The sequence below is a fragment of the Sphaerospermopsis sp. LEGE 08334 genome, from assembly GCF_015207205.1.
In the GTDB taxonomy this organism is placed as follows: Bacteria; Cyanobacteriota; Cyanobacteriia; order Cyanobacteriales; family Nostocaceae; genus Sphaerospermopsis.
On record NZ_JADEXH010000023.1, the window covers coordinates 23,384 to 49,327 of the forward strand.

The 25,944-nt window shown below is 35.6% G+C and carries 17 protein-coding genes and 1 other RNA gene; 16 read left to right on the forward strand and 2 right to left on the reverse strand.

Annotation, left to right across the window (positions count from 1 at the left end):
• Positions 1-762 precede the first annotated feature (762 nt).
• The 6 genes from IQ237_RS14220 (at position 763) to fabG (ending at position 11,264) form a co-directional block, all read left to right on the forward strand.
• The gene (locus tag IQ237_RS14220) at positions 763-1,611 is read left to right on the forward strand and encodes an alpha/beta fold hydrolase (RefSeq protein WP_194056212.1); all 849 of its coding nucleotides are present in this window, start codon (positions 763-765) and stop codon (positions 1,609-1,611) included.
• Between the two features lie 219 nt (positions 1,612-1,830).
• Entirely contained in the window at positions 1,831-2,433 is a 603-nt protein-coding gene (gene hemJ, locus IQ237_RS14225; RefSeq protein WP_194056214.1) for a protoporphyrinogen oxidase HemJ, read from the forward strand.
• A gap of 174 nt (positions 2,434-2,607) precedes the next feature.
• Positions 2,608-3,480: a DUF6671 family protein gene (locus tag IQ237_RS14230; protein ID WP_194056216.1), complete on the forward strand. Its 873-nt coding sequence runs from the start codon at positions 2,608-2,610 to the stop codon at positions 3,478-3,480.
• Positions 3,481-4,569: 1,089 nt separating this feature from the next.
• Complete coding sequence (locus IQ237_RS14235) at positions 4,570-8,103, forward strand: hypothetical protein (protein ID WP_194056218.1); 3,534 nt, start codon at positions 4,570-4,572, stop codon at positions 8,101-8,103.
• Positions 8,100-10,292, forward strand: a complete 2,193-nt coding sequence (locus tag IQ237_RS14240) for a hypothetical protein (RefSeq protein ID WP_194056219.1) — start codon at positions 8,100-8,102, stop codon at positions 10,290-10,292. The genes IQ237_RS14235 and IQ237_RS14240 overlap by 4 nt, the downstream gene beginning before the upstream one ends.
• 231 nt (positions 10,293-10,523) lie before the next feature.
• Positions 10,524-11,264: a 3-oxoacyl-[acyl-carrier-protein] reductase gene (fabG, locus tag IQ237_RS14245; RefSeq protein WP_194056221.1), complete on the forward strand. Its 741-nt coding sequence runs from the start codon at positions 10,524-10,526 to the stop codon at positions 11,262-11,264.
• A 111-nt stretch (positions 11,265-11,375) separates the two neighbouring features.
• On the opposite strand, the gene IQ237_RS14250 is transcribed toward fabG, so the two are convergent.
• Positions 11,376-12,458: an MraY family glycosyltransferase gene (locus IQ237_RS14250; protein ID WP_194056223.1), complete on the reverse strand. Its 1,083-nt coding sequence runs from the start codon at positions 12,456-12,458 to the stop codon at positions 11,376-11,378.
• 158 nt (positions 12,459-12,616) lie between these two features.
• Here IQ237_RS14250 and groL point away from each other — a divergent pair, with 158 nt between their 5' ends.
• The 6 genes from groL to IQ237_RS14280 all read left to right on the forward strand — a co-directional run bounded on the left by groL (position 12,617) and on the right by IQ237_RS14280 (position 19,395).
• Positions 12,617-14,299, forward strand: a complete 1,683-nt coding sequence (gene groL / locus IQ237_RS14255; protein WP_194056225.1) for a chaperonin GroEL — start codon at positions 12,617-12,619, stop codon at positions 14,297-14,299.
• Between the two features lie 523 nt (positions 14,300-14,822).
• Entirely contained in the window at positions 14,823-15,992 is a 1,170-nt protein-coding gene (gene corA, locus IQ237_RS14260; RefSeq protein WP_194056227.1) for a magnesium/cobalt transporter CorA, read from the forward strand.
• A gap of 36 nt (positions 15,993-16,028) precedes the next feature.
• Positions 16,029-16,745 (forward strand): hypothetical protein, encoded by a 717-nt coding sequence (locus IQ237_RS14265; protein WP_194056229.1) that lies wholly within the window; start codon positions 16,029-16,031, stop codon positions 16,743-16,745.
• 305 nt (positions 16,746-17,050) lie between these two features.
• An RNA gene (gene rnpB, locus IQ237_RS14270) (RNase P RNA component class A) lies at positions 17,051-17,479 on the forward strand.
• 181 nt (positions 17,480-17,660) lie between these two features.
• Positions 17,661-18,386: a ribonuclease III gene (gene rnc / locus IQ237_RS14275; RefSeq protein WP_194056231.1), complete on the forward strand. Its 726-nt coding sequence runs from the start codon at positions 17,661-17,663 to the stop codon at positions 18,384-18,386.
• 247 nt (positions 18,387-18,633) lie between these two features.
• Positions 18,634-19,395 (forward strand): D-Ala-D-Ala carboxypeptidase family metallohydrolase, encoded by a 762-nt coding sequence (locus IQ237_RS14280; protein WP_194056233.1) that lies wholly within the window; start codon positions 18,634-18,636, stop codon positions 19,393-19,395.
• 69 nt (positions 19,396-19,464) lie between these two features.
• On the opposite strand, the gene IQ237_RS14285 is transcribed toward IQ237_RS14280, so the two are convergent.
• Entirely contained in the window at positions 19,465-21,408 is a 1,944-nt protein-coding gene (locus IQ237_RS14285; RefSeq protein WP_194056235.1) for a WD40 repeat domain-containing protein, read from the reverse strand.
• Between the two features lie 281 nt (positions 21,409-21,689).
• On the opposite strand from IQ237_RS14285, the gene der reads away from it, so the two are divergent.
• The 4 genes from der to IQ237_RS14305 all read left to right on the forward strand — a co-directional run bounded on the left by der (position 21,690) and on the right by IQ237_RS14305 (position 25,846).
• Complete coding sequence (der, locus tag IQ237_RS14290; RefSeq protein ID WP_194056237.1) at positions 21,690-23,051, forward strand: ribosome biogenesis GTPase Der; 1,362 nt, start codon at positions 21,690-21,692, stop codon at positions 23,049-23,051.
• Between the two features lie 70 nt (positions 23,052-23,121).
• Positions 23,122-24,051 carry an energy-coupling factor transporter transmembrane protein EcfT gene (locus IQ237_RS14295; RefSeq protein ID WP_194056239.1) on the forward strand — a complete coding sequence of 310 codons (930 nt, stop codon included), beginning with the start codon at positions 23,122-23,124 and terminating at the stop codon, positions 24,049-24,051.
• Between the two features lie 90 nt (positions 24,052-24,141).
• Positions 24,142-24,927, forward strand: a complete 786-nt coding sequence (locus tag IQ237_RS14300) for a DUF4058 family protein (RefSeq protein ID WP_194056241.1) — start codon at positions 24,142-24,144, stop codon at positions 24,925-24,927.
• A 487-nt stretch (positions 24,928-25,414) separates the two neighbouring features.
• Complete coding sequence (locus IQ237_RS14305) at positions 25,415-25,846, forward strand: hypothetical protein (protein ID WP_194056243.1); 432 nt, start codon at positions 25,415-25,417, stop codon at positions 25,844-25,846.
• Positions 25,847-25,944: the final 98 nt, after the last annotated feature.

The window sequence follows — 25,944 nt, forward strand, 5'->3', positions numbered from 1 at the left end:
TCAGGTGGTTATCGAGCGACTTGTACTGAGCGAAGTCGAAGTAAGTTCAGATAATATCCAGGATTTAAGGATTTTCAGGATAAGAACGCAGATAAACGCGGATAAACGCAGATTGTCTGAATCAGGATATCCAGGATTTAAGGATTTTCAGGATAGAAGAAATTAAAAATAGGATATTTTCGCAAAATCAACCTATTTTATATTAAACTGCACATAATCATAAAATTAATCAACTCATCTGTATTTCATCTGTGTTCATCTGCGTTTATCTGCGTTTATCTGCGTTCTATTAATAAAAATTAGCTATTCTCTGGTACTTGATGGTACTTGATTTTCAATTATTTTTATCTCTTTTCATCCTGAAAATCCTATAATCTTAGACATCCTGATTCAGACAAATTCCTACATCCTGAAAATCCTATAATCCTGGACATCCTGATTCAGACAAATTCTTACATCCTGAAAATCCTATAATCCTGGACATCCTGATTCAGACAAATTCCTACATCCTGTAAATCCTATAATCCTGGATATCCTGATTCAGACAAAATACCCCATCCTGAAAATCCTATAATCCTGGATATCCTGATTCAGACAAAAAATATTTAACTGTTTTATGATATTTTTTGATTGCTTATTTTATCAGGTTGTCAAATAAAAGTCAATCATCCCCTACTTCTTTTTTAGTCTTGACAATAAATGATAAATTGATGTTAGAAGTCGGGGATCTATATCATTGCATTTTCAGGATCGGAAAATAAAGTGTCAATTCAAGAACATAAAATAACAGTAAATTCCTTAGAATGGTATTATCGGGAAGCCCAACCCATTGGAAGAAGTGATTTATTGCCAGTAGTATTACTACACGGCATAGTTTCCCAAAGTTATAGCTTTCGCAATATTTTACCAGCTTTGGCAGCACAGGGAACAAGAGCGATCGCACCAGATTGGATAGGATACGGATTTTCTGGAAAACCAGAAAAACGCGATTTTGCTTACACTCCCGACGCATTTATCAAAGCTTTAGATGACTTTATTCAAGCTATAGAATTAGAAAAATTTTCCTTAGTTGTGCAAGGATTTTTAGGCTCAGTTGGTTTACAATACGCTTTGAGAAATCCTGAAAAAATCGCCAACATTGTCATTTTAAATGCTCCCATTTCTACATCTGCTAAATTACCTTGGAAAATTCAACAAATGGGTTTACCATTGGCAGGGGAAATGATGACACAAGATCCATTATTAGTGGATAGAACCTTAGAAGGTGGATGTCGTTACCGCATCGAAGATCAAGATTTAGATGTTTATAGAAAACCGTTCTTGAAAACTTCTGCATCTGGTCGCGCTTTACTATCAACAATCAGAAATTTGCAACTAGAAACAGCAATGAAAGAAATAGAACCAGGTTTTAAAGAATGGCAAAAACCAATTTTAGTACAATGGGGAATGATAGACCCTTGGTTATCTGTAGATATAGCCGAAAGTTTTGTGAAAAATGTTCCTGATGGGGACATAATTAAGTTAAATAATGTGGGACATTATCCCCAAGAACATTATCATGAAGTGATTTTACAAGACCTATTACCCTTTGTGCGTTGTAACAACAGGTGACAGGTAATGCAATTTTGGATTTTGGATTTTGGATTTTAGATTGTTTTTGTCAACTTCAATCAAAAATCTAAAATTTTCTTCCCCATATCTCCATCTTCCTTGTTCCCTGCTGTAGTTAACAATTACTTCGATAATTTGCAACCTTGTCAACTATTGCCGTAACCTGATAATAAGAGTAAATACAATCATCTGTAAATTGACTAAGGTAGGTGACAATTCATGGCTTATTCGTGGTTTAAAGCCTTTCACATTATTGGTTTTGTCGTTTGGTTTGCAGGGTTATTTTACCTGGTGCGTTTGTTTATTTATCATGTAGAAGCAAACCAAGAACCAGAACCCGCAAAAACGATACTGAAAAATCAGTATCAACTGATGGAAAAACGTCTTTACCATATTATCACCATCCCCGGAATGATCGTCACCGTAGCGATGGCCATTGGTATTCTTTCCACTAACCCAGACTTGTTAAAAGAAACTTGGTTACATTTTAAATTAGGCTTTGTGGGTATTTTATTAATCTATCATCATTATTGTGGTAGATTAATGAAACAGTTAGCCGCCGATGAATGTAAGTGGAGTGGACAACAATTAAGGGCTTTAAATGAAGCACCGACTTTGTTATTAGTTGTCATTGTCATGTTGGCTATTTTCAAGAATAATCTACCCACAGATATTACTGCTTGGCTGATTTTTGGTTTAGTGATTTTCATGGCTGCTAGTATTCAGATGTATGCCAAAATTCGCAGACGCAATAAAGAAAAAATGTTGGCAGAAATGAATCAAGTTAATCAAAATAATCAAGTTCCCCAAGCGCAAAGTTAAGTTTTGAGGTGGGCAATGCCCACCATAAAAATGTAAGATTCAAGAGTCAGGAGTCAGTAGGGGCAAACCCCCTGTGGTTGCCCTCTCTCTTTATGTCTATGTTTCACCTTTGATTCTGTAACTGATTAATCTGCAATCTTCTGTAATATTATGTATCAGGGAGTCTCAACAGTAATGACAACGCAATTATTGAAAAATCTCTTTAATAACCGTGTGGCTGTGATCGCAACAATGCACCATAAAGAAAAAGTAATTGCCCCATTATTACAACAAGAATTAGGAATTAAAGTTATTGTACCACAGGATTTTAACACCGATGTTTTTGGCACATTTACCAGAGAAATAAAACGCCCAGATACACAAATTGCCACCGCGAAATTAAAAGCCCAAAAAGCTCTTGAGATGACAGGGGAAACTATAGCTATTGCTAGTGAAGGAAGTTTTGCACCTCATCCCAGTTTTCCTTATATTTATGCTAACAGAGAAATCATTGTTTTTTTAGATCAAGAAAAAGAATTAGAAATTGTTGGCGAGGTTTTTTCTACTGAAACTAACTTTAATCATCGAGTTATTAAGAATTTAGCCCAAGCAGAAGAATTTGCTGAAAAAGTCGGTTTCCCTGAACATGGTTTAGTGGTTTGGTTTGAAAAATCAAATCCTGAAAATCCTGAAATTATTAAAGGTATAACCACAAGAGAAAAATTACATAAAGCGGTGAATTTCGCGTTAAATAATTCCCCCGATGGTAATTTACATATAGAAACTGATATGCGGGCGCTTTATAATCCAATGCGGATGAAAAATATCGAAAAAGCTACCCAAGATTTGCTGAATAAAATTAATAGTTGTTGTCCACAATGTTCTACACCTGGATTTAGTATAACAGAAAAAATCAAAGGTTTACCTTGTGAAAGTTGCCATCAACCAACTTTATTAACTAAGGCTGTAATTTATCAATGTCGAAAATGTAATTTCATCGAGAAAAAATTATATCCTGATGGGAACAAGTTTGCAGATCCGGGATTATGTGAATATTGTAATCCTTGAATTACAACTAATAAATTATAACTGTTAAAAAATGGAAAATCAACAATTACCTTTTCCTGGGAGGAAAAGAATTATAAATATGTTTTTTCTTGCTTATCTTGGAAAGGATAGGTTTTAAACTGCAATCAAACAATTATCAATTATCAATTATCAATTATCAATTGATATCTGAATAAAGCCCCCTCTTGAACGGTTAATAACAAGAAGGGGTTTGGAGCTAAAGTCCGGTAGGGTAATCGGGCTATTTAATATTTAATAATTATTAGCTATTTATCAAGTCCTCCTTTAGACAGATAAATTTTTAGAGAAAATTATCTGTTGGTATCATTAGATAAAAAATTGATAAAAAAAGCCCCCGCTGTCAGATATCAACGGGGGAATATTGTATTAAAGTTCGTCAGGTGATCGGAATATTTAATTATTTAGTATTTATTGTCTGTATCTTTATTCCTCCATTAGATAGAGAAAATCTGCAATATCTGTTTAAATTCGTCTATTAAAATACTAAGTGTTACTTTTGGTAAGCTTTATTAGTACAGGAGTCTTGCTCAGACTCTCAACAATGTCATATCCAGATATGCAACTTTTTTGAGAAGTCTGGAAGCTATTTCCTGCCAATTTGCTGTATTTTAAATTTGACAATTCTATTTTAAAGACTCTCTAACTTTTTCAATTTGGTGATACAGCAGTTTCGAGGTAAATGAGGTACAAGGTTAACAGGCAGGATGCCTGTTCCACAAGGGTTTTATCATTAACATCTGTACCTCAGAATACGGAAAACTGCTGTATGCAAAAGAATTTATTTTCAATTCTTTCTGTATGATGTAGAGGCTACCCAGGATAAAATTGAGTATAGCTAATGTGTACATTGTACCTAACAAGCCATTTATTATTTGCACTTGGGAATTTTTTAAACGTTGTTGTGAACGTTTTTCCTTTCCCATTAATAATACTAAATAAAATTTTAGTGATAATGGGTAAACAAACTTTGTAACAAATTATGTATGCTGTTTGTATTTTAGCTAAAGTTATGATAATATCCCTAAAAGCAAAATAAAGTTTAAAAATATACTCACATTGCTCAGGGATATGCAAGAAATTTTAAAAAAATACTGTCAAAACCATCACGGACTATTGCTGTTAAGTATGCCAACAGGGTTTGGTAAAACTTACAATGTGTTTAATTTCATATATGAGAATTATCAAGAATTTGCTGAGAACAACAGAAAAATTATCTTTCTTACCAACCTCAAGAAAAATCTGGAAGTTAAGACGCTGAAGGAAATGTTTATCAAAAATGGTAATGAAGATGATTATGATCAATATGTTCTGTTTATAGACTCTAATTCTGAGACTGTAATTAAGAACTTAGTTGAGATTGATGATGAAATTCCTGATGAGTTTAAAAATAAAGACAGCTACAAAAATTTAAAGAACTATATAGAATTATATAATATTCCCAAACTTCCTAAAAAAGCTCAAGATAATTTTAAAGATAAAATTCGCAAAGACATTGAACGAGCATTTAGAGGAGATATACAAAAAATACTAAAAGAAAAATTCCCCAGCAAGGAAGCAAAATTACAAGCTATCAAAAATAATACAGACTATCAATGGATTGGTAAACTTTATCCAGCAGTGTTTACAGATGAGAAAACTGTTTTATTTTTGAGTATGGATAAGTTTATAGTCAAAAATTCCACATTAATTGAGCCTTCTTATTACTTTTATGAAAGATTGAGTCAAGGTCAATTCAAAAATTCACTTATTTTTATTGATGAATTTGATTCTACTAAAGAACGTATTCTCGATAAGATTATTGAATCAGGGTTACAGAGAAAAATAGATTTTATTGATTTATTTTTAAGTATTCATAATCATTTGGCAAAACTCACAGATTCTGAAGATTTAACTAAACCTTCAAAACATTGGGAGAAAAAACAAGCACAAGGTAAAAATTGGTTATCACCAAAAGAACAAATAAAAGATTTAAAGACAAAAGCTCAGGAAATATTCAAAAAATATAAATTACAATACATCTGTAAATCTGATCCAAAATCTTTTACTAGAAAAAGGAATTTTCTGTTTTATGATTACAAATTCCATAATGTTATAGACCTTAATAAAAGGATTGAAATTCATCAAGATTCAAGAAAAAGAACGAATTGGATTAAAGCAGTTGATTTTAAAGAAAATTCATCAGAAGTACAATCTGATAATATTTACAATATTTATTCATTACTGGCTGAAATAGCTGGTTTCTTGACATATTTTCAGAAAGGAGTTAGTAATTTAGCTGATAATTATCGGTGGTTAAAGAAGGAAAATAAAGGTATTGAGTTTGATTTTGAATTTGCTATAAAAAGTGTGCTTAATCATTTTTGCCAAGATGAGAAAGACGTAGATTTATTAACCAATAATATTTTAAATGACGAATTACCATACAAATTTGCATCAGAAAAACCTATTAGCAAACTTCAATGTTTTTATGATCGGGGATTTCGTTATTATGACATAGTTGATAGTGATGAACATGATACCTTATCGAAGATATATATGTTCAATTTTAATCATACACCAGAATCATTATTAGCGGAAGTTTGTTCTAAAGCGATGGTAGTAGGAATTTCTGCCACTGCTGGACTTGATACTAATATTGGCAATTATGATATTAAGTATTTAAAATCTCGCTTATCTGATTCATTTAAACAACTAGAACCAGATGAAATTAAGGAGCTAGAAAATAAGTATGATGAAGCAACTCAGGGATATGATCAAGTTGAGATAATACCTCACTTTATTCGTACAGAGTCACATAAGGATGCAATAAAACAGCTTCAAGAAATTTTGGACGATGAAGACTTAGCTAATTCTGTAGTTAATGGCTTATTGCGTGAGATTCAAGATAACACTAATAATGGTAATGATACAGAGGATAATAATAAGCAAATTGAATTTGCATTTTGTCGTTATGTAAAAGCGTTGACTGTATGGAAATATTTTATAGAACATCCTGAATGTCATAGTTTTCTTTGCTTTTTCAATAAACTTCCCAAGGATAATGATCCAACTTTTAATATTAAGACACTGAAAAAGTACGCGAAATATATACTAGATCCTGAACTTGATGAAAAACAAAAAGATAGTTATATAGAAAAAACTATAGTTCCTCTAACTAGCAACAATTTTGAGGAGACTAAAGAAAAAATTGCTAAGGATTTAAAAGATAACAAACGCCGTTTTATTATCTCTGCATACCAAACTATAGGAGTAGGGCAAAATTTACAATTTCCTATTCCTGCTAATTTAGCTTCAAAAATAATACCTATTAATAATAACAGAGAAAAAAGTGAAAATATAGATATTAATGGTATTTATTTAGATAACCCTACGAATTTACTTATTAATATTTACAACGAACAATTCAAGAATAATGATTCTGATTTTATCAAATACATTTTTCAATTAGAGTTTCTAAGAGCAAATAGAGACTTTTCAGGAATGACATTCAATATTAAGTTAAATGAGGCTTTTAAAAGATATGTGGGAATAGGTAAGTATGAGAAAAAACCGGGCGATATCAGCTTATATGATACACGAGGATATTCATATTTTCTGAATAAAGTAATTATGCAAGCAATAGGGAGAATATGTAGAACTAATATGAAATTTCCCACGATTCATATTTTGGCTGATGATGGTATTAGTAAACATTTAGCAGAATTTTCTTTACCTCAAGGTGTAATTCCAGTGCGTGAATATACTGCTCTTTTGAAAAAAGCTGCTACATCAAGTGAAAAATCTCAAGAGATTAAAGCAGCAGAAATTGATGCTGTCAATAGAAGTGAAGTCAGTGCTGCTTACATTATCAGTACACTTGAGAAAACATGGAATGCTCAAAGTGTAAAAGAATGGAAAGAGTTAAGACAGCAAGTTCTTTACCATCCTACTCTTATTCAAGAATTTGAATGTGATCACAAATGGCATAATATTTATGTTAAATTACCTCAACCTGGTAATTCCTATTATTTTTCACAGGAAAATGATTATAAAAAAATAGAGGTTTTCTTTAATAATGAATACGGCAAGAAAAAAGTTAGAACAGTAGGTGAAAACGATGCTCGTCTTACAGAATTAATGAGAATAGATATTCTTAGGGAATTATTTATTAATTGTGGTTATGCAATGCAATTTCCTGAATCTGAACTCATTATCACACCTCCAATTTTTAATAATATTTATAAAGGTGCATTAGGGGAAGTATGTGGTGAACATATTTTGAAAACCTGGTTAAATATTTCTTTATCAGAATTGGATGCTAAGGAGTTTGAACGTTTTGATTTTAAAATAAAGCCAAATATTTATATAGACTTTAAACTATGGAAAGATACAGTTATAGTAGAATCTGATCCCCAAATTGATAAGATTCGTAAAAAAATGCAGGAGGTGAAAGCAGCAAGAGTTTATATAATTAATATACTTGGTAGTTCAGATAGAGAGTTTAAACCAATTATTTCAGATCACGGAAAAATAATTGAAGTACCGTATCTGTGCAAAAATAATCAAGTTGATAATCAAGCAATTGAATTTATATCCAACAGTTTCAAGGAGCTTTCAAAATGAATATTCTTACAAATCGTGTAAAAATCACTTTTCATATTGATGCTATCAAACAAGATTTTGCATTTATTAGATTCAAACGAGACTACGATGGAAAGTGGTGGGGTGCAGAAGAACTAGATCGTATTATTGGTGATGATTATCAAGCCATGTCCGTTGGCTATGCTCAATTTGCTTATGCTATGTTTGAAAGAAAATCAAATAATATTGACGAGTTGAAAAATAGACTATATAATGACTCTCAATTTTCCAAAGTAGTAGCAATTGAGGTACAACCAGAAGCAATTTATAGCGGAAATAATGAATGTATATGTGAAGCGAGTCTTGCACGTTTATTGATTAATTCTTTAGGTTCATCACGTTCAAAACATAAGCATCTTCATTTCTCTAATCTTACTGGATCATTACTTAGAGTTCCCTTATTTACAGAGAGACTTTTGAAATCAATTGCAGTAGCTGAAATTAGTATTGATCGTATTCCTGCGGAACAAGATGAGTTTTTATTAAATGTTAGTTTTGCTAACTATAGAAAAAAAGGAGTAATTTTAAACGAATATAAAGGTGAGGAACTAGCAAAAATTTTGAAAAGACCAGAATATATTATTTATGATGGTACAAACCCACCGTCTCTAAAAAGGTGGCTTCCTTCTTCTCCTAAAGAAAAATCAGATCCGAACAAATCTTATATCCAATGTCGTGAAAAAGGCACGAAACGTCATGTTGATTTTCTGAGTTTTCGTAGTCGTAGAGATTTTGACGGTAGCCCTGCGGGTATTTTACACAATGTAATGAATAACATTGAAAAGAACCTATCGAAATACATGACTGTTGAATTTTGTAGTCGTGAAATAGATATTGATATCCCACTCGATACAAGATTAATGAATGATTCTGAAAAAATTAAGGAATTACTTGATGGGGAGAGAATACATATAATAGATAAAGTTGATAGTGAAGAATCTCATGAATTAGTAGCTCAGTTAAAACAGTTTTTATATCCTTGTTATATCACTGATGAAAAGTTGATTACAGATTCTCGGAAAATAGAGAAAAAACCCGCTTTAAATTTGAGAATTATTCATGATGAGTCTTATTACCAAGAAAATAAACTCACAGATCAATATAAAAAATCTGATCATCAAATACAACGTCAAAATATTACCCTAGAATCCTATAGACAATCAGATGAAAAAGGATGGAAAAATATTGTCAAAACAAGTATTAAAGAATTACTTATCAAACGTGATCTTCGTGCTGAAAAAATAACTTTGTTTGATTGGTGTAAACTCAACACCACAGGAGATTGGACTTTTGCGGCTTGGGATCAAGAAGAAAATGAGGCACAAAGTCATGTTGTGTTTATGAAAATTAAACCAAATGGAGAGTTTACATTTCATACAAAAGAAAAGATTAGTCTATGGAACTGGCAGGAATTTGAAAAATATAAACAATTTATGATAGATAGCAATTCTGCAGAGAACAAGAAAATTAGGAATTTGGAAGGATTAGTTATCTCTGATACTGGTGAAATCAATCAGATATTTAGAACTGATGAAATTTCTCTTCCTAATCTTCCTGAAATTGCACAAATTCTGGATGAATTGGAAAGTGAACTTCTTGAAAATCAACGTACTGCAAATGATTTAGCTGATATAGTGGAGGAGTTTTTACAAGTATCATCTGAACTTGATCAGGAAAAGTTTAATCTATTTTCAGAAGAACTCAGGGAAAGAGGAAGTGAAACTATATCAAAAGCATATTTATATTCTTTAATTGGCCAATATTTAGGAACAAAAAGGAAACAGAAAGATAAAGAAATTAATGTTAGTATCACCAAAGAAGCTATTAGTTTTAGGGATTACCTTTTAGAAAAGCATCAAATTAGGTTAAAGTTTCCCCAAGATAATCAAACTAAAGATGATTTATTTGATCCTTATTTTAATATTAAATATTTTGAACAAACTGAAAACCTGGCTTATTATTGTGTTGGTAGCAGAAAAGAACAGTTACAATTTTCCTTTAAAGATGCTTGTCATTTACGCCAAATAGTAGCAGTAAATGGATCAAAATTAATATTTAAAGAACTCCTTCCGACGATGGATGTTGATTTTGTTCGCACTGGACAAAGTACAGTTATTCCTTTTCCATTTAAGTATATTCGGGAATATCTCAATCTTGGGGAAGGTAAATAACTAGGATAATGGTTAATTGAGAGAGGATGAAATCTCTATTTTCATCCTGTTAATCCTATAATCCTGGACATCCTGATTCCGACAATTTTATCTGCGTTTATCTGCGTTTATCTGCGTTCAATTAATTTTTGACCTATTAACCTCAACGGCTGAGAATCGGAAACTAAATACTTAAATCATCCCCAAATCACCATAAAATAATTAACGCGGTATTTCCCAGAGAAAAATTCAATGACATTATTACAAAACCAAGTCGCAATTGTAACAGGAGCATCCAGAGGTATTGGACGTGCGATCGCTCTCCAACTAGCATCCCAAGGCGCAAAAGTTGTAGTCAACTACGCCAGTTCCAGCACCGCAGCAGAACAAGTAGTAGCAGAAATTACAGCAGCAGGAGGAGAAGCGATCGCCCTCCAAGCAGATGTTTCCCAAGCAGATCAAGTAGATACACTGATCAACACAACCATAGAAAAATTTAACCGCATTGATATCTTAGTCAACAATGCAGGTATTACCCGCGATACATTGTTATTAAGAATGAAACTAGAAGACTGGCAAGCTGTTATAGACCTCAACTTAACAGGTGTATTTTTATGTACAAAAACCGTCAGTAAAATCATGCTCAAACAACGTTCTGGCAGAATTATCAACATTGCGTCTGTATCCGGACAAATGGGCAATCCAGGACAGGCAAACTACAGCGCCGCCAAAGCAGGTGTGATTGGTTTTACCAAAACCGTCGCCAAAGAACTAGCTACCCGTGGTATCACCGTTAACGCCGTAGCACCAGGCTTTATCAAAACTGACATGACCAGCGATATCAAAGCTGATAACATATTACAATTTATTCCCTTGGGGCGGTTTGGTGAACCAGAAGAAATTGCTGGTATGGTGAGGTTTTTAGCAGCTGATCCCGCCGCAGCTTACATTACAGGTCAAGTCTTTAACGTCGATGGTGGGATGGTTATGTAAAGAAGGTGACAGGTGACAGGTGACAGGTGACAGTTAAGAGGGAATAGGGAATAGGAAATAGAAAAATCTTCATTCTGACTCCTGACTCCTGACTCCTGACTCCTATTGTAATTACGAATTACCATGTATTCTTTGTAACACTGTAGCACCTAACAGCAGAACAATACTAGCAGCAGAAGCCAGGATCACAGGTAAAGTCATACCTTGTACCGTCATAGCCAGTACATTAAAAAACAAGGTGACAGACCACAAAGTAAAAGCCGCCCGACGTTGGGAAAAACCCCAGTCCAGCAAGCGGTGATGTAGGTGATCCTTACCGGGTGTACTCAAAGGGTTTTTGCCGGCTAAAAGTCGCCTAATAAAAACCTGAGTAGTATCTAAAACTGGCAACATCAAAAATAAAACCGTTGGTATCAGCGCAAAAACTGTACTTTGTTGCAACTTGCCTAAAATGCTAGTGGCAGCTAGAACATAACCGAAAAAATACGCCCCCGCATCACCCATAATGATCCGTGAAGGATGAAAATTGTGGCGTAAAAAGCCCAGTGCAGCACCACCCAAAGCAGCTAATACCAGGGTTGCTGCTGCTCGATTATCAAACTGAGCAGAAACTCCCAACAAACTCATGGCCGTAATAAAACTGATCCCGCCGGCTAAACCATCCATCCCATCCATCAAGTTAATAGCATTGGTAATACCCACTACCCATAAAACTGTTAAAGCCATTGACAGCAAGGAGTCAATAGGAGTACCAAAAGTAACTTTCACACTGATACCATTAGCCACCAACAAAAGGGCTGTGATCATTTGCGCCCACAAACGCACAGAAGGAGGTAAGCCAAATTGATCATCAATAAAGCCAACCAAGACGAGAATAGAACCGCCCAGCAAAATTGTTAGTACCTGAGCCAATACACCTTGAAGTTCAATAGGTCGTAGCAGACTAGCAACGACCACAGCCGCAATAACACCGGCATAGATAGCCAAACCTCCCGCATTAGGTAAAGGTTCTCGGTTAAGTCGTCGGGCGTTTGGTTGATCAGCCCAACCTACCCGCAAAGCAAATTGACGGATAGTCGGAATTAAACGCCATGTAACCAGCCAAGCCAAAATAAAAGTAAATACTACCGCCAACCAGCCGGAGCCGCTAGGGTTAGCAATGCCAAGGGATTTAAGGGAGTTGTCTAAATTCATCTCCCGATACAATCATTAGTGCTAATGTCCAAAATAATTATCACCTGTAATCTTAATCAATTTTTTATTGTTATTTGTTAAATTCAATAGTTGGAATAGTTAGCACTCCTGTCTTGTGAGTGCTAAATTGTCTAATGGAAGAGATAGAGACAACAAACATGGCTAAGATTATTTCATTTGATGAGGAATCACGGCGATCGCTAGAAAAAGGCATTAACGCCTTAGCGGATGCAGTTAAAATCACCTTGGGACCAAAAGGCCGCAACGTCCTGTTAGAAAAAAAATTTGGTATACCCCAAATTGTCAACGACGGTATCACCGTTGCCAAGGAAATTGAACTAGAAGATCCTTTAGAAAACACTGGCGCAAGACTGATCCAAGAAGTGGCATCTAAAACCAAAGATACCGCAGGTGATGGAACTACAACCGCCACAGTTTTAGCACAGGCATTAGTTAAAGAAGGACTCAAGAACGTCGCTGCTGGTACAAACCCCATTGCCTTAAAACGGGGTATAGATAAAACCGTTGAAGCATTGGTAGCAGAAATTGCCAAGATAGCCAAACCAGTAGAAGGAAGTGCGATCGCTCAAGTTGCCACAGTTTCCGCCGGTAACGATGAAGAAGTCGGCAATATGCTGGCCGAAGCAATGGAGAAAGTCACCAAAGATGGTGTGATCACCGTTGAAGAATCCAAATCCTTAACTACCGAACTAGAAGTAGTAGAAGGGATGCAAATTGATCGTGGTTATATTTCTCCCTACTTCATCACCAACAACGACCGGATGACAGTAGAATTTGAAAACGCCCGCATCCTCATCGCCGACAAAAAAATCAACGCCATTCAAGATTTAGTACCTGTACTGGAAAAAGTAGCCCGTTTAGGTCAACCTTTATTAATCATTGCTGAAGATATCGAAGGTGACGCTTTAGCAACCTTGGTAGTCAACAAAGCACGGGGAGTTTTAGCCGTTGCTGCCATTAAATCCCCTGGTTTTGGCGAACGTCGCAAAGCCTTATTACAAGATATTGCCATTCTCACCGATGGACAGATGATTTCTGAAGAAATTGGTTTGAGCTTGGATACAGCTACCTTAGAAATGCTGGGTACAGCCCGGAAAATCACCATTGACAAGGAAAACACCACCATTGTCTCTGGTACTGACAACAAACCAGAAGTACAAAAGCGCATTGCCCAAATTCGCAAACAGTTAGAAGAAACTGATTCTGACTACGATACAGAAAAACTGCAAGAACGTATTGCCAAATTAGCCGGTGGTGTAGCAGTAATTAAAGTGGGAGCAGCCACAGAAACCGAACTCAAAGATCGTAAACTGCGGATTGAAGACGCTCTCAATGCCACCAAAGCCGCAGTAGAAGAAGGTATCGTTCCTGGTGGTGGTACAACCTTAATTCACCTGTCTACAAAAGTAGATGCAATTAAGGACAGCCTTGATGCCGAAGAAAAAATTGGGGCTGACATTGTACAAAGATCCCTAGAAGCACCTTTACGCCAAATCGCAGATAATGCTGGTGCAGAAGGTTCTGTCATTGTTTCCAAAGTCAAAGACACCGATTTTAACATCGGCTACAATGCTGCTACCGGAGAATTTGAAGATTTAATCGCCGCAGGTATTATTGATCCTGCTAAAGTTGTTCGTTCTGCATTGCAAAACGCCGCTTCTATTGCGGGTATGGTTTTAACCACCGAAGCAATAGTAGTAGAAAAGCCTGAAAAGAAAGCTGCTGCTGCACCTGACGCTGGCATGGGCGGCATGGGCGGCATGGGCGGTATGGGCGGTATGGGTGGTATGGGTGGTATGGGTGGTATGGGTATGTTCTAATTACCACTTTCTCAAATCAATCGCCATCAGTAAATTTTAATTTTTTTTACAGTTTGTCTTTACCAAAAGACAAACTTTTTTTGTCAAAATTTAGGAATTTGGCTGTGAATTTAGATCCTATGTCTTATTTACCAGCAATCTGCTGTAAATTAGTAAATTATCGTCAGCATTCAGCCGTCGGTTTCCATCGGTTTCCATCAGCAAGAGCCTAAAAAACATCAATACTAACCTGTAGCTTTCTCTTATTAACAGTTGTGAAATTTGACAACATTCTGCTCATTTTCAGACAAATCTATCTAACTGTAGGTAAAAGCTAATTACTGATTACTGATAGCTGAATACTTACAAATTATCAAATAGGAGAGCATCCTAAATTTTGTAAAAATAAATATTATATGCAATGTACCACACTGCCTCCTCCAGACTTCAGAGGGCAACCACAGGGGGTTGCCCCTACGACTCCTGACTCCTAGCCCTTGACAAAAAAACTTTTTCAGCAAGATAAATATTAAGGTGAGATTTAATGGCTAAAAAACATCGTCAGCTACCCAAACTCATAAATAAAGTCATCAACCAAGAAAAAGTAAACAAGCCATTTGACCAAACATACTATCATGAACCAGGAACTGTTCCAGGTACAATCATCATTGATGAAAATGCTGAACAACCAAATATTTTCTTAGTTGACTATAACCAAACTAGCCTCACTCAAACACAAATAAAATATCCAGAAGAATGCAGCAATTACTTGGATACAGAATCTGTTTCTTGGGTAGATGTACAAGGTTTAGGCAACAAAGAGATTATTCACCGTTTGGGGCAAACTTTTGATTTACATCCTCTGATTTTAGAAGATGTTTTCAATATGGGGGAACGCCCAAAAATTGAAGATTATGAAGACCAATTAGTGATTATTGCTCGTATGGTTGTGCCTAATCCCAATCATGGTAGTTTTTATAGTGAACAAGTCAGCTTAGTTTTAGGTAGACATTATTTATTGACAATTCAAGAAGAACCTGAGCATGATTGTTTTGATAGTGTGAGGATGAGAATTGACAGAGGTAAAGGAATTATTCGCCGACAAGGAAGTGATTATTTAGCGTATTCTTTGTTAGATGCAATTATTGATGGATTTTTTCCTGTTTTAGAATTGTATGGAGAACGCATTGCCGAATTAGAAGAAGAGGTAATAGTTAGTCCAAATCCCCAAACACTAAAACAAATATATCAAATTAGGCGAGAATTATTACAACTACGAAGAGCTATTTGGCCACAAAGAGATGCGATTAATTCTTTGATTCGTGATAGTAGTAAATTAATTAGTGAGGAGGTGAGAATTTATTTGAGAGATTGTTATGATCATGCGGTACAAGTTATGGATATGGTGGAAACTTACCGAGAATTGGCATCGGGATTAATGGATGTCTATCTGTCAGCGGTTAGTAATAAAATGAATGAAATCATGAAATTACTCACTGTTGTTTCATCAATTTTTATCCCTTTAACTTTTGTGGCGGGAATATATGGAATGAATTTCAATACCGAAAAATCACCATATAATATGCCGGAATTAAATTGGTATTGGGGTTATCTGCTATGCTTGGGATTAATGGCAGTAATTGCTGGTGGGTTAATTTTCTTTTTTTGGAGACGGGGTTGGCTTGACAATTCATTTGAAATCAATCAAAAATAAAGTTTGCGAATTTTCCAAGGAGTTATTAGTAGTTTTATGGCAGTACAAAGTGGCGATCAAAATCTTCTTGTTTTGATGGTTTATATCCTGGGGATATATTACACATTCAATCGCATGATTGAATCTGTAGATGACATGGTGGTGTTAAATTTCCAAAAGAGTGCTGTTGAAGAACAATTGAAAGAACAAAATCTAGATGAAAAAATTGGGATTTCTTTTAAAACAGATAGGTATTCTTTGGAGAAATTAAAAGACAACTTGAAAGAATTATCAATTAGCATTGATAATAAATCAGAAGGTTTAGCTGTATATGTTGACTGGGATAATAGTTCTTGGGTCATTGAACATAGCAAAAAATCTCGCCGTGTGATTCGCAAATCTCCAGACCTCAGCCGCGACTTAGCAATACCACAAGTTCCTACGATTATTGCTCCTAAGAAAACAATTTCTGAAAGTGTGACAGCAGAAGATATTTTAAAAAGAGACAAAGAAACAGGAACATATCAACCTGGAGAACCTTTAATTGATATAGTTGCCATGAAAGATCAAAAGCCTTTTAAGGGTTTGTATAAAGATTTTATGGATGGTAAAAAGAAAGTAGAATTTTCTTTTCAACTGGTATTAAGAATATCAGAATTGCGTGTGGGTTTAGCTCCGGGTGTGAATGTTCCTCCTATCTCCATTATCAATTGTCCTTTCACTATCGAGAAACTTCCTTGGACCTATGCTCTACCCTGGAACAAGACACGGTGATGAAGATGAGGAAATGGGGAAAAAATTCTTTACGTAGGCATTCAGCCGTCAGCTATCGGCAAAACTCACAAAAAACACAAATCTCAGCCTGTAAATTTCTCTGCTTAAAGCCTATGTAATCTAGTAAAATTCTGATTTTATTAGCAGCTAGTCTACTTACATCTGAAAGCTGATTAGTGATTACTGATTACTGATAGCCGAATACTTACTTCTTTACCTACTCCCTGTTCCCTGTTCCCTGTTCCCTATTCCTTGATAACTGAATAACACAGAACGGGCGATTAAAGCTTAAACTAGATATGGGAGAGAGTAGGCGCAGGTGGTTGCGGATCAGTCATTAAGATTGGTTTGAGGAAAGTCCGGACTCCCGAAAGACCAAACTTGCTGGATAACGTCCAGTGCGAGCGATCGTGAGGATAGTGCCACAGAAAGATACCGCCAACCAATTTTAGATTGTAGATTTTAGATTTTGGATTGAATTGAAAATCTAAAATCCAAAATCCAAAATCAAAAATTAGTTGGTAAGGGTGCAAAGGTGCGGTAAGAGCGCACCAGCAACGTCGAGAGGCGTTGGCTCGGTAAACCCCGGTTGGGAGCAAGGCCGGAGGAACTACGGTTGGTCTTTTACCAGTTCCGGGAAATGAGCGCCGCTAGAGGTGTTTGGTAACAAACATCCCAGATAGATAACCACCCTCGCAAGAGAACAGAATCCGGCTTATGTCCTACTCTCTCTTTTTTAGTCATTAGGTATTGGTTATTAGTCATTAGTTATTAATGATTTAAGTACATAGGTGGGAAAAAACCAACCCAAGTACAAAAAAGTAAATTCACCCAAACCCTCTTGCCTCTTGCCTGTCATAACGACAATTTTTAACGCCGATCTAGTTAGTTGCACATATTTACTATCTTGTTTTAATGTCCCGCGTTTATCCTCGCCGTCAACGGCAACTTGAAAGTTTAGTCCAAAAGTTAGGTTTATCACCAGATAGCCCCATCAAGTGGCCGTTACTGGACTTGGCGCTAACTCACGCCACTGTTTCTGAGTCAGCAAATTATGAACAGTTGGAATTTGTCGGTGATGCAGTTGTGCGCCTGGTGTCCGCTGTGGTGTTATGGGAAAATTATCCCGACTGTGCTGTGGGAGATTTTGCGGCTATTCGTTCGGTGTTGGTGAGCGATCGCATTCTCGCTAAATTAGCCAGAGAATATGGTTTAGAATTATACTTATTAGTTGCTGGTAGTGCTACTGCTGATCTTGTTGGTCAAGAGTCACGTCTAGCAGATGCTTTTGAAGCTGTTCTGGGGGCGCTTTACCTCAGCACTCATAATTTAGACCTCATTCGTCCTTGGTTAGATCCTCACTTTCAAGACCTAGCAAGAGAAATTCGCCTTGATCCGGCTAGATTAAACTATAAAGCGGCTCTACAAGAATGGACACAGGCACAATTTAAAGTTTTACCAGAGTATCGAGTGATAGAAGTTAATCAACCCCACCGTAGTCATGAACGTTTTGTAGCTGAAGTTTGGTTACATGAGAAAATGTTAGGACAAGGTAAGGGACGCTCTATTAAAGCTGCTGAACAAGCTGCGGCTAAAGTAGCTTATTTAGCAATTACTGAAGAGGTGACAGGTGACAGGTGACAGGTGACAGTAAAGAGAGTTAGTAGAAATTCTGAGTGCGTTAACTACATCCCTCCAGCAAGGTGGTAAATCTATCAAAATCAGTGAAGCTATCAGCAATCTGTAAAATTTAGTAAAATTTAGTAAAATTTAGTAAATTTTAATTTCAAATTAAGAATTGACCACAGTAATCACGCTTATTTTATGTGTAGATTAAAGTTGGATAGGAATAATGTAGAAAACTACCGAAATCTACTGACAAAAACTTATGACATCCAATCCCGCAAATATCACATCTCTCACTGAGTTTGTAAAACTTAACTCTCCAGCTATATTTATCACTGATGCTCATCCAGACTTGGTGAAAGAAATACAGCAACTCCTGAAAATAGAAGCAGATGGAAAAGTCGGACCAATCACCAAACAAGCATTTTCTGAATTTAAAGCATTACAACAATTAGAATATCCCTTGGGTTTAGGAGTCAGCACCGCTAAGGAATTACTGGAACTAAAAGATAAAGAAGAAACAGCAGGAGACAAAGAAGAAACTAATACCTCAGAAATCAAAGTTAATACCAATGCCGGATCACGTACAGGCGCGACTATGAAACTTCCTGGAGGTGAAATAGTCTATGCCAACCAATATATTGTTGAGGGTGTTCCTTTAACCTGGGGTGAAGTTACCAAAAATTGTACTCGTGTTCCTACCAGTTCTGAATATGTAGCAAATGCAATTAAAGTCGCAAGAACTTGGGGACCAGTGAGAGAAAAATTTGGTTCACCTATTAGTATTACATCTGGTTATCGTCCACCCGCTGTCAATAGAGCAGTTGGAGGCGCTCGTAATAGTCAGCATCTCTACTTCCGTGCCATAGATATGATACCAATGAACAGAGATTTTAGAAAACTTTGGGATGTGCTAAAAGCTTCTCAATTTTCTGGTTTAGGAGATGCTGTTTTTATGGGTAGAAATAAGGGATTTTTCCATGCTGACATCAGACCAGGTGGCAGAGTAATCTTTCCCTATTAAATAACCCCATTTATTAGATACACAATGAACCTAAAGCCCCCCTTTTTAAGGGGGGTTGGGGGGATCAAATCATTTACAAGGAAACAGAGTAATGGTTTTATCTGCACTTCCAGCAGCTAAAACTTTACCATCGGGACTAAAAGCAACAGAGTAAACTCCATCATCAGCACATTTGACACTGGAAATTTCCACCCCACTATCTACAACCCATAACTTCACAGTTTTATCTTGACTGGAACTAGCTAAAATCTGACCATTGGGACTAAAAGCAACAGAATAAACAGCTTCAGAATGTCCTGTTAAAGTTTTAAGTTCCTCACCAGTTTCTACATTCCACAATTTCACAGTTTTATCATTACCAGCACTTGCTAAAATCTTACCATCACAACTAAAAGCTAAAGCATTAATCGCACCAGTAAACCAATCAGAACTTACCGTTAAAGTTTTCACTTTGTTTTCAGCTAATTGTACAATCCTAATTGTTCTATCATTATTACCTCCCCCACTCGCTAAAATTTTTCCATCTGGACTAAAAGCTACACACAAAACATCATCTGTATGACCTTTAAAAGAGTAAATTTCTTTTCCTTGTTCTAAAGACCAAAGTTTGACTGTTTTATCTTTACTACCACTAGCTAAAATTTTGCCCAAGGGACTAAATACAACTGAGTTAACCTTCTCTTCATGTCCTATAAAAGTGAAAAGTTCTATTCCTGTATTTACATCCCACAATTTAATAGTTTTATCATTACTTACACTTGCTAATATTTTACCATCGGGACTAAAAGCAACTGAGTTAATACCTCCAGTCCAAGCAGAATCTTTATGTCCTGCAAAAGTACGATGTTGTTGAGTTGTTAAATCCCAAATTTTGATAGTTTTGTCATCACTTCCACTAGCTAAACTCTTACCATCAGGACTAAAAGCAACTGAAGAAACTTTATATTCATGACCTTTTAAAGTTCCTACAAATAATAATTTGTCGGTGTTTTCTGATGATGCAGATGTAGTAGTAATTGCTTGATTAAATTCGATGTTGACGGGAGAATTTTGTCCTGTTTGAACATCTGATTGAACATTTGATTGATTTGGTTTCTCCAGCGGTCTGATTAAAGAATCAAATAAAGAATCAAATGTGATTAAAGCATCAAATGAAGTATCTAATACTTTTAAGGATTCATGTACAGAATCAAAAATATCATTGAATCTAGAATTTTCACTGTTTTGATTTTGTTTAACTTGATCAAAATCTTCAACTTGTGTAGCAAAAGCTTGATTTAATTGCTGAATGGAATTAGCCATATTTTCACAGCGAGAATTAATATCAGTAAGTTGGTGACTAAGTTGGGTAAATTCTAAACTTTGATGTTTTTGATTTTCTCTTAATTCTGCTAATTCTTGTTGATTAATTTCACTCCAATTTTTCAAAGATGTCTCAATTTGTTCAATCTGAATTAATTGCGAATTAACAACTTCAATGTTTTGCATTTTTTCATTAATCTGCAAAACTTCCGATTGGATTTCTTGGACAATCTCTAATTTTACACCTTGTTGCTGAATCTGTTCATGTAAATTTTGCAGAGAATTATCTAATTGATTTAAACGATGATTAAGATTTTGAATTTGTTGAGGAAAATTGTTAATTTCTGTGAGTAATTTTTGGATTAATGCTTCAATTTTTTTGTCAATAAGTTGGTTTATCTGTTGTTTCCAAGCTTCTATTTTTTGTAACCGATCATTGGATGAGTTTATGGATGTATTCATAGTTTCATTTAGTTGGTAAAATTGATCTGTTTTATCTGTGATATTTTCCAGACTTGTTTGTAATTCTGCAATTTGTTGTTGTGATTGAGAATAATTAAACTGGGAACGAGTTGCTATATTTGCTATAATTAAAATTAAGGGAATGACTGCATAAACCACTTGTTGAGTGAAAGTTGCAGCGATAGTTCCCAACACTACTAAACCCAAATAAACATACGCGCTAATTTCTAGCCATTGACGTTTGCTCATTATTCTGAATAATAATACTATTCATTCAGTATATTTATGCAAAAAGGTTATTGTCAAGAGTTAAATTGGTTAAATTAATTTAAGACAAATTGAAAAAAAAGAATATTCGCAGTTTTCATAAATCATTTTTTGCTCTCTTCCCAGTCCCCAGTCCCCAGTCCCAAATTTGCTATAATCTAATAAATATGATACGATAAGTAGTTCTCGAAAACCGTGCTGGGTGAAGAACGTAGATAGAAAACTCAGCACATCTACACACTCAGCACAACAAAGTTTAGTTTATGGCATTGCCAATTGTAGCAATTATCGGTCGCCCCAATGTGGGCAAATCCACTTTTGTAAATCGTTTAGCCGGAGATCAAACGGCAATAGTTCATGATGAACCTGGTGTAACACGCGATCGCACTTATCGACCAGCATTTTGGCAAGATCGGGAATTTGTCGTAGTTGATACAGGCGGTTTAGTATTTAACGATGATACCGAATTTCTGCCTTTGATTCGTCAACAAGCAATGACAGCACTTTCAGAAGCTTGTGCAGCAATATTTGTAGTTGATGGGCAAACAGGTTTAACACCAGCAGATGAGGAAATTGCGCTATGGTTACGGCAACAAAAAGTACCCGTATTACTGGCTGTGAATAAATGTGAATCACCAGAACAAGGTATGATTCAAGCCAGTGAATTTTGGGAATTAGGATTAGGAGAACCTTACCCGATTTCTGCCATTCATGGTAGTGGTACTGGTGATATTCTTGATGAGTTAATCAAATACATTCCCCAAGTTCAAGACCTAGAGGAAAATACAGAAATTAAAGTTGCCATTATTGGCCGTCCCAACGTTGGAAAATCGAGTTTATTAAATGCTTTTGTGGGTGAAGAACGGGCAATAGTTAGCCCCATTTCAGGAACTACCCGCGACACAATTGATACTTTAGTCGAACGGGATGGACAAACTTACCGCTTAATTGATACTGCGGGAATCCGTAAAAAGAAACACATAGATTACGGTACTGAATTTTTCAGTATTAACCGCGCTTTTAAAGCCATTCGTCGCTCCGATGTGGTTTTATTGGTTTTAGATGCTTTAGATGGAGTCACAGAACAAGATCAAAAACTAGCTGGGCGCATTATTGAAGATGGACGCGCTTGCATCATCGTCGTTAACAAGTGGGATGCGGTAGAAAAAGACTCTTACACTATCTATGATTATGAAAAGAGTTTAGAAGCACGTTTGCACTTTACCGAATGGGCAGATACAATTTTTGTTAGTGCCATGACAGGTCAAAGGGTAGAAAAGATTTTAGAATTGGTGAATAAAGCTGCTGAGTCACACAAACGCCGTGTTAGCACTTCCGTAGTGAATGAAGTTCTCACAGACGCAGTGAGTTGGCATTCCCCACCAGCGTCACGCAGCGGTAAACAAGGTAAAATCTATTATGGTACGCAAGTGAGTACCCAACCGCCCACATTTGCCTTATTTGTCAACGATGCTAAACGCTTCAATGACAATTATCGACGGTACATAGAAAGACAGTTTCGCAAACAATTGGGTTTTGAAGGTACACCAATTCGCGTATTATGGCGGAGTAAAAAAGTCCGGGAAATGGAAGTTGGTAGTGTCAACCGCGCAACTCGCGTGTAATAGTAGTCATTATTCAGAGGTCATTCTCAGCAATGACTAATGACTAATGACCAATGACTAATGACTAAATATGGACTTATTGCGATCGCTCCCACTCGGATTATATTTAGAAGAACCGCAAACTTGGCTACATAAATTAGACCCACGAGTTAAGTTAGTTTGGTTGTTAAGCTTTCTCACCAGCTATGTAGTTGCTAACAACTATTGGCGGGTACTACTGGTAATAATGTTAATTATTTTTACCCTATTTGCCAAAATTCCCCTAAGAGTATGGCGGCAACAAATGGGCTGGTTGCTAGTGCTATCATTTATGGTATTGGCGATCGGTTCGATCAGCCCTGACGGATACAGTATAAATTATCAACCACGCCTACCAGCCAATGAACAAATTTTAACTCAACGACCAACTGCTAAAGAAAACAAAGCGCGTTCAGAAATAGTAGATAGTAACAAAGAATATAGTTATGTGCTATTTCATCAAGGACCAATAAAAGTAAATCGTCGTTCTTTGGATTTAGCAATTAGCTTGAGTACAATAGTATTTAGTTTAATTTACAGCACTAATTTATATTTACTGACAACCGCACCAGAAGAAATTACATCTGGGATGGAAAGCTTAATGCAACCGCTGAGAAAATTCAAAATTCCAGTTACAGAAATAACCCTCACTTTAACTTTATCTTTGCGGTTTATTCCCTTAGTTTTAGAAGAGATTCAAAACCTAGTACGTTCTGTAATGACAAGAGCAATTAACTGGAAAAAGCTAGGATTAAAAGGAGGTGCAAAAGTTTGGTTAATAGTGATAGAAAGACTATTAGAAAATTTGTTATTAAGAGCCGAACAAATGGCAAATGCTATGATGGTAAGAGGTTTTACCAGTCCTAACGAACATCAAGTCAAATGGCAAGAATTAAAATTAAAAACAGGTGATTGGGTAGCTATAGGAATTTTAATTGTATTTTGGGGATTGAGGATAGCCTTTGGAACAGAAGTTTCTTAATGTAGATGAAAAGCACAAGCTGATAGAGAAATAATTTCCCAATCTAAAATCTAAAATCCAAAATCTAAAATTGTCAAAGGAGTTCAAAAAATGACTTCTATCTTTCCCGGAATGAACCCATATTTAGAACACCCAGACTTATTTCCTGGACTACATCACTTATTAATTAGCGAAATTGCCAGATTTTTATCACCTCAACTGCGTCCTAAATATCGAGTTGCCGTAGAAGTGAGAACCTATGAAACCATAGATGATAGTTCGTTATTAGTAGGTATTCCTGATGTGATCGTGAAAAGTCGGCAAAATGTCAGTGAAACCAAAAATACAAATGTTGCTGTTGCTGCACCTGCACCAAAATCTGTAACAGTTACCGTACCAATGCCAATTAATATTAAAGAAGGATATTTAGAAGTTAAAGAAGTTGGAACAGAGAAATTAATTACCACAATTGAAATTCTTTATCCTACTAATAAACGTTCAGGTAAAGGAAGAGAAGCATATCAAGAAAAACGGCAACAAGTATTAGGTAGTCGTAGTAATTTAGTAGAAATTGATTTACTAAGCAAAGGCGAACCCATGCCCATGTTTGGTGATAATATTGAAAGTGATTATCGAATTTTAGTGTGTCGTGGAAATCGCCGTCCTCAAGCAGATTTATATGCTTTTAATATACAAGATATAATTCCAGTTTTTTCTTTACCTTTGCGTGTAGGTGATAGTGAACCAGTAATAGATTTGAAAGCCTTGTTAAATCAGGTCTATGAGATTTATGATTATGATTTGGTCATAGATTATAGTCAAGAACCAGTACCAGCACTTGCAAAAGCAGATGCAGCTTGGGCAGATGAGTTATTACGGGATCAACTGTTGAGGTAGCATATTTTTAACGGGAGAAATACTGACTTCGTTCAAGTTTATTCCTTTAGATGGATGCTTAAATTACTGAAAATCTATATATTAATTACATATTTTACCCTGAGTGAAGTCTGGGCTTGGGTTCCCTTCCAAGCCTTTTTTGTATTTATTTAGTCAGGAGTCAAGGTGACAGGTGACAGGTGACAGGTGACAGGTGACAGTTTCAAGAGTTGGATACGAACGATTTTTTCTTTAAGTAGGAATTAAGTGCAAGGTTTTTCAATTGCCACCTCATAAAAGCTTGCACTTTTTGAAAGTCAAAATAGCTAAAACCCTTTACCTGTAAAGTTTTCAGATTTATATGGCTAACGCCACGCTACGCTATCAGCAAGCCCTACTTAAAATAGCCGGGTGAATAATAATTTAAGTTGAATAGATTAATAGTAATTATAACCAAATTTCTGGTAAATAGGTGGCTTTTGTTTTTCTTGAATGATGTAGTTAATTTATGCGTCCTCCCTTGATCTATAGTTTACTTTTTTTGTTTTCATTGATCATGATTATTATTTGGTGGCCTGTTAATGATTCTAATTGCGGACTTGTAACTGTACTCAAATTAAAAAAACAAAATTTCCAAGTGCAAGCTAAACAGGTGATGGTTAAACCTTGGCTGGGTGAACATAATGTATATGGTATATTTCAAGTTCCTGATGAATACAAAGAAAGCCAATTTTTTATGTTATCAATTCCAGGCGATCGCAAATACTGTTCTCGTCCTTTTGGACATCGCCAAAATTATGATGATGTTTTTGCCGAACCAGGAACACATTTAATTAGAAGATATATCAGAACTCGCATTGCTGTGAAAATGATATTTCAAGGTTTATATTTTCAACTAAATAATCCCCAAAACTGGACTTTAACTTTTCCTAAAAAGTAATTATTCAGTTATCGGTAATCAGCCAATAGCCAATAAAGGCAAGTTTGACAGCTTGTCTTTTGACAAATTTGTCAATATACATTAAGTTTTTCCAGTAA

Coding starts and splice junctions, on each gene's coding strand:
- hemJ (WP_194056214.1), top strand. CDS start 1,831: ATGGCTTATTCGTGGTTTAAAGCCTTTCACATTATTGGTTTTGTCGTT.
- IQ237_RS14230 (WP_194056216.1), top strand. CDS start 2,608: ATGACAACGCAATTATTGAAAAATCTCTTTAATAACCGTGTGGCTGTG.
- IQ237_RS14235 (WP_194056218.1), top strand. CDS start 4,570: ATGCAAGAAATTTTAAAAAAATACTGTCAAAACCATCACGGACTATTG.
- IQ237_RS14240 (WP_194056219.1), top strand. CDS start 8,100: ATGAATATTCTTACAAATCGTGTAAAAATCACTTTTCATATTGATGCT.
- fabG (WP_194056221.1), top strand. CDS start 10,524: ATGACATTATTACAAAACCAAGTCGCAATTGTAACAGGAGCATCCAGA.
- IQ237_RS14250 (WP_194056223.1), bottom strand. CDS start 12,458: ATGAATTTAGACAACTCCCTTAAATCCCTTGGCATTGCTAACCCTAGC.
- groL (WP_194056225.1), top strand. CDS start 12,617: ATGGCTAAGATTATTTCATTTGATGAGGAATCACGGCGATCGCTAGAA.
- corA (WP_194056227.1), top strand. CDS start 14,823: ATGGCTAAAAAACATCGTCAGCTACCCAAACTCATAAATAAAGTCATC.
- IQ237_RS14265 (WP_194056229.1), top strand. CDS start 16,029: ATGGCAGTACAAAGTGGCGATCAAAATCTTCTTGTTTTGATGGTTTAT.
- rnc (WP_194056231.1), top strand. CDS start 17,661: ATGTCCCGCGTTTATCCTCGCCGTCAACGGCAACTTGAAAGTTTAGTC.
- IQ237_RS14280 (WP_194056233.1), top strand. CDS start 18,634: ATGACATCCAATCCCGCAAATATCACATCTCTCACTGAGTTTGTAAAA.
- IQ237_RS14285 (WP_194056235.1), bottom strand. CDS start 21,408: ATGAGCAAACGTCAATGGCTAGAAATTAGCGCGTATGTTTATTTGGGT.
- der (WP_194056237.1), top strand. CDS start 21,690: ATGGCATTGCCAATTGTAGCAATTATCGGTCGCCCCAATGTGGGCAAA.
- IQ237_RS14295 (WP_194056239.1), top strand. CDS start 23,122: ATGGACTTATTGCGATCGCTCCCACTCGGATTATATTTAGAAGAACCG.
- IQ237_RS14300 (WP_194056241.1), top strand. CDS start 24,142: ATGACTTCTATCTTTCCCGGAATGAACCCATATTTAGAACACCCAGAC.
- IQ237_RS14305 (WP_194056243.1), top strand. CDS start 25,415: ATGCGTCCTCCCTTGATCTATAGTTTACTTTTTTTGTTTTCATTGATC.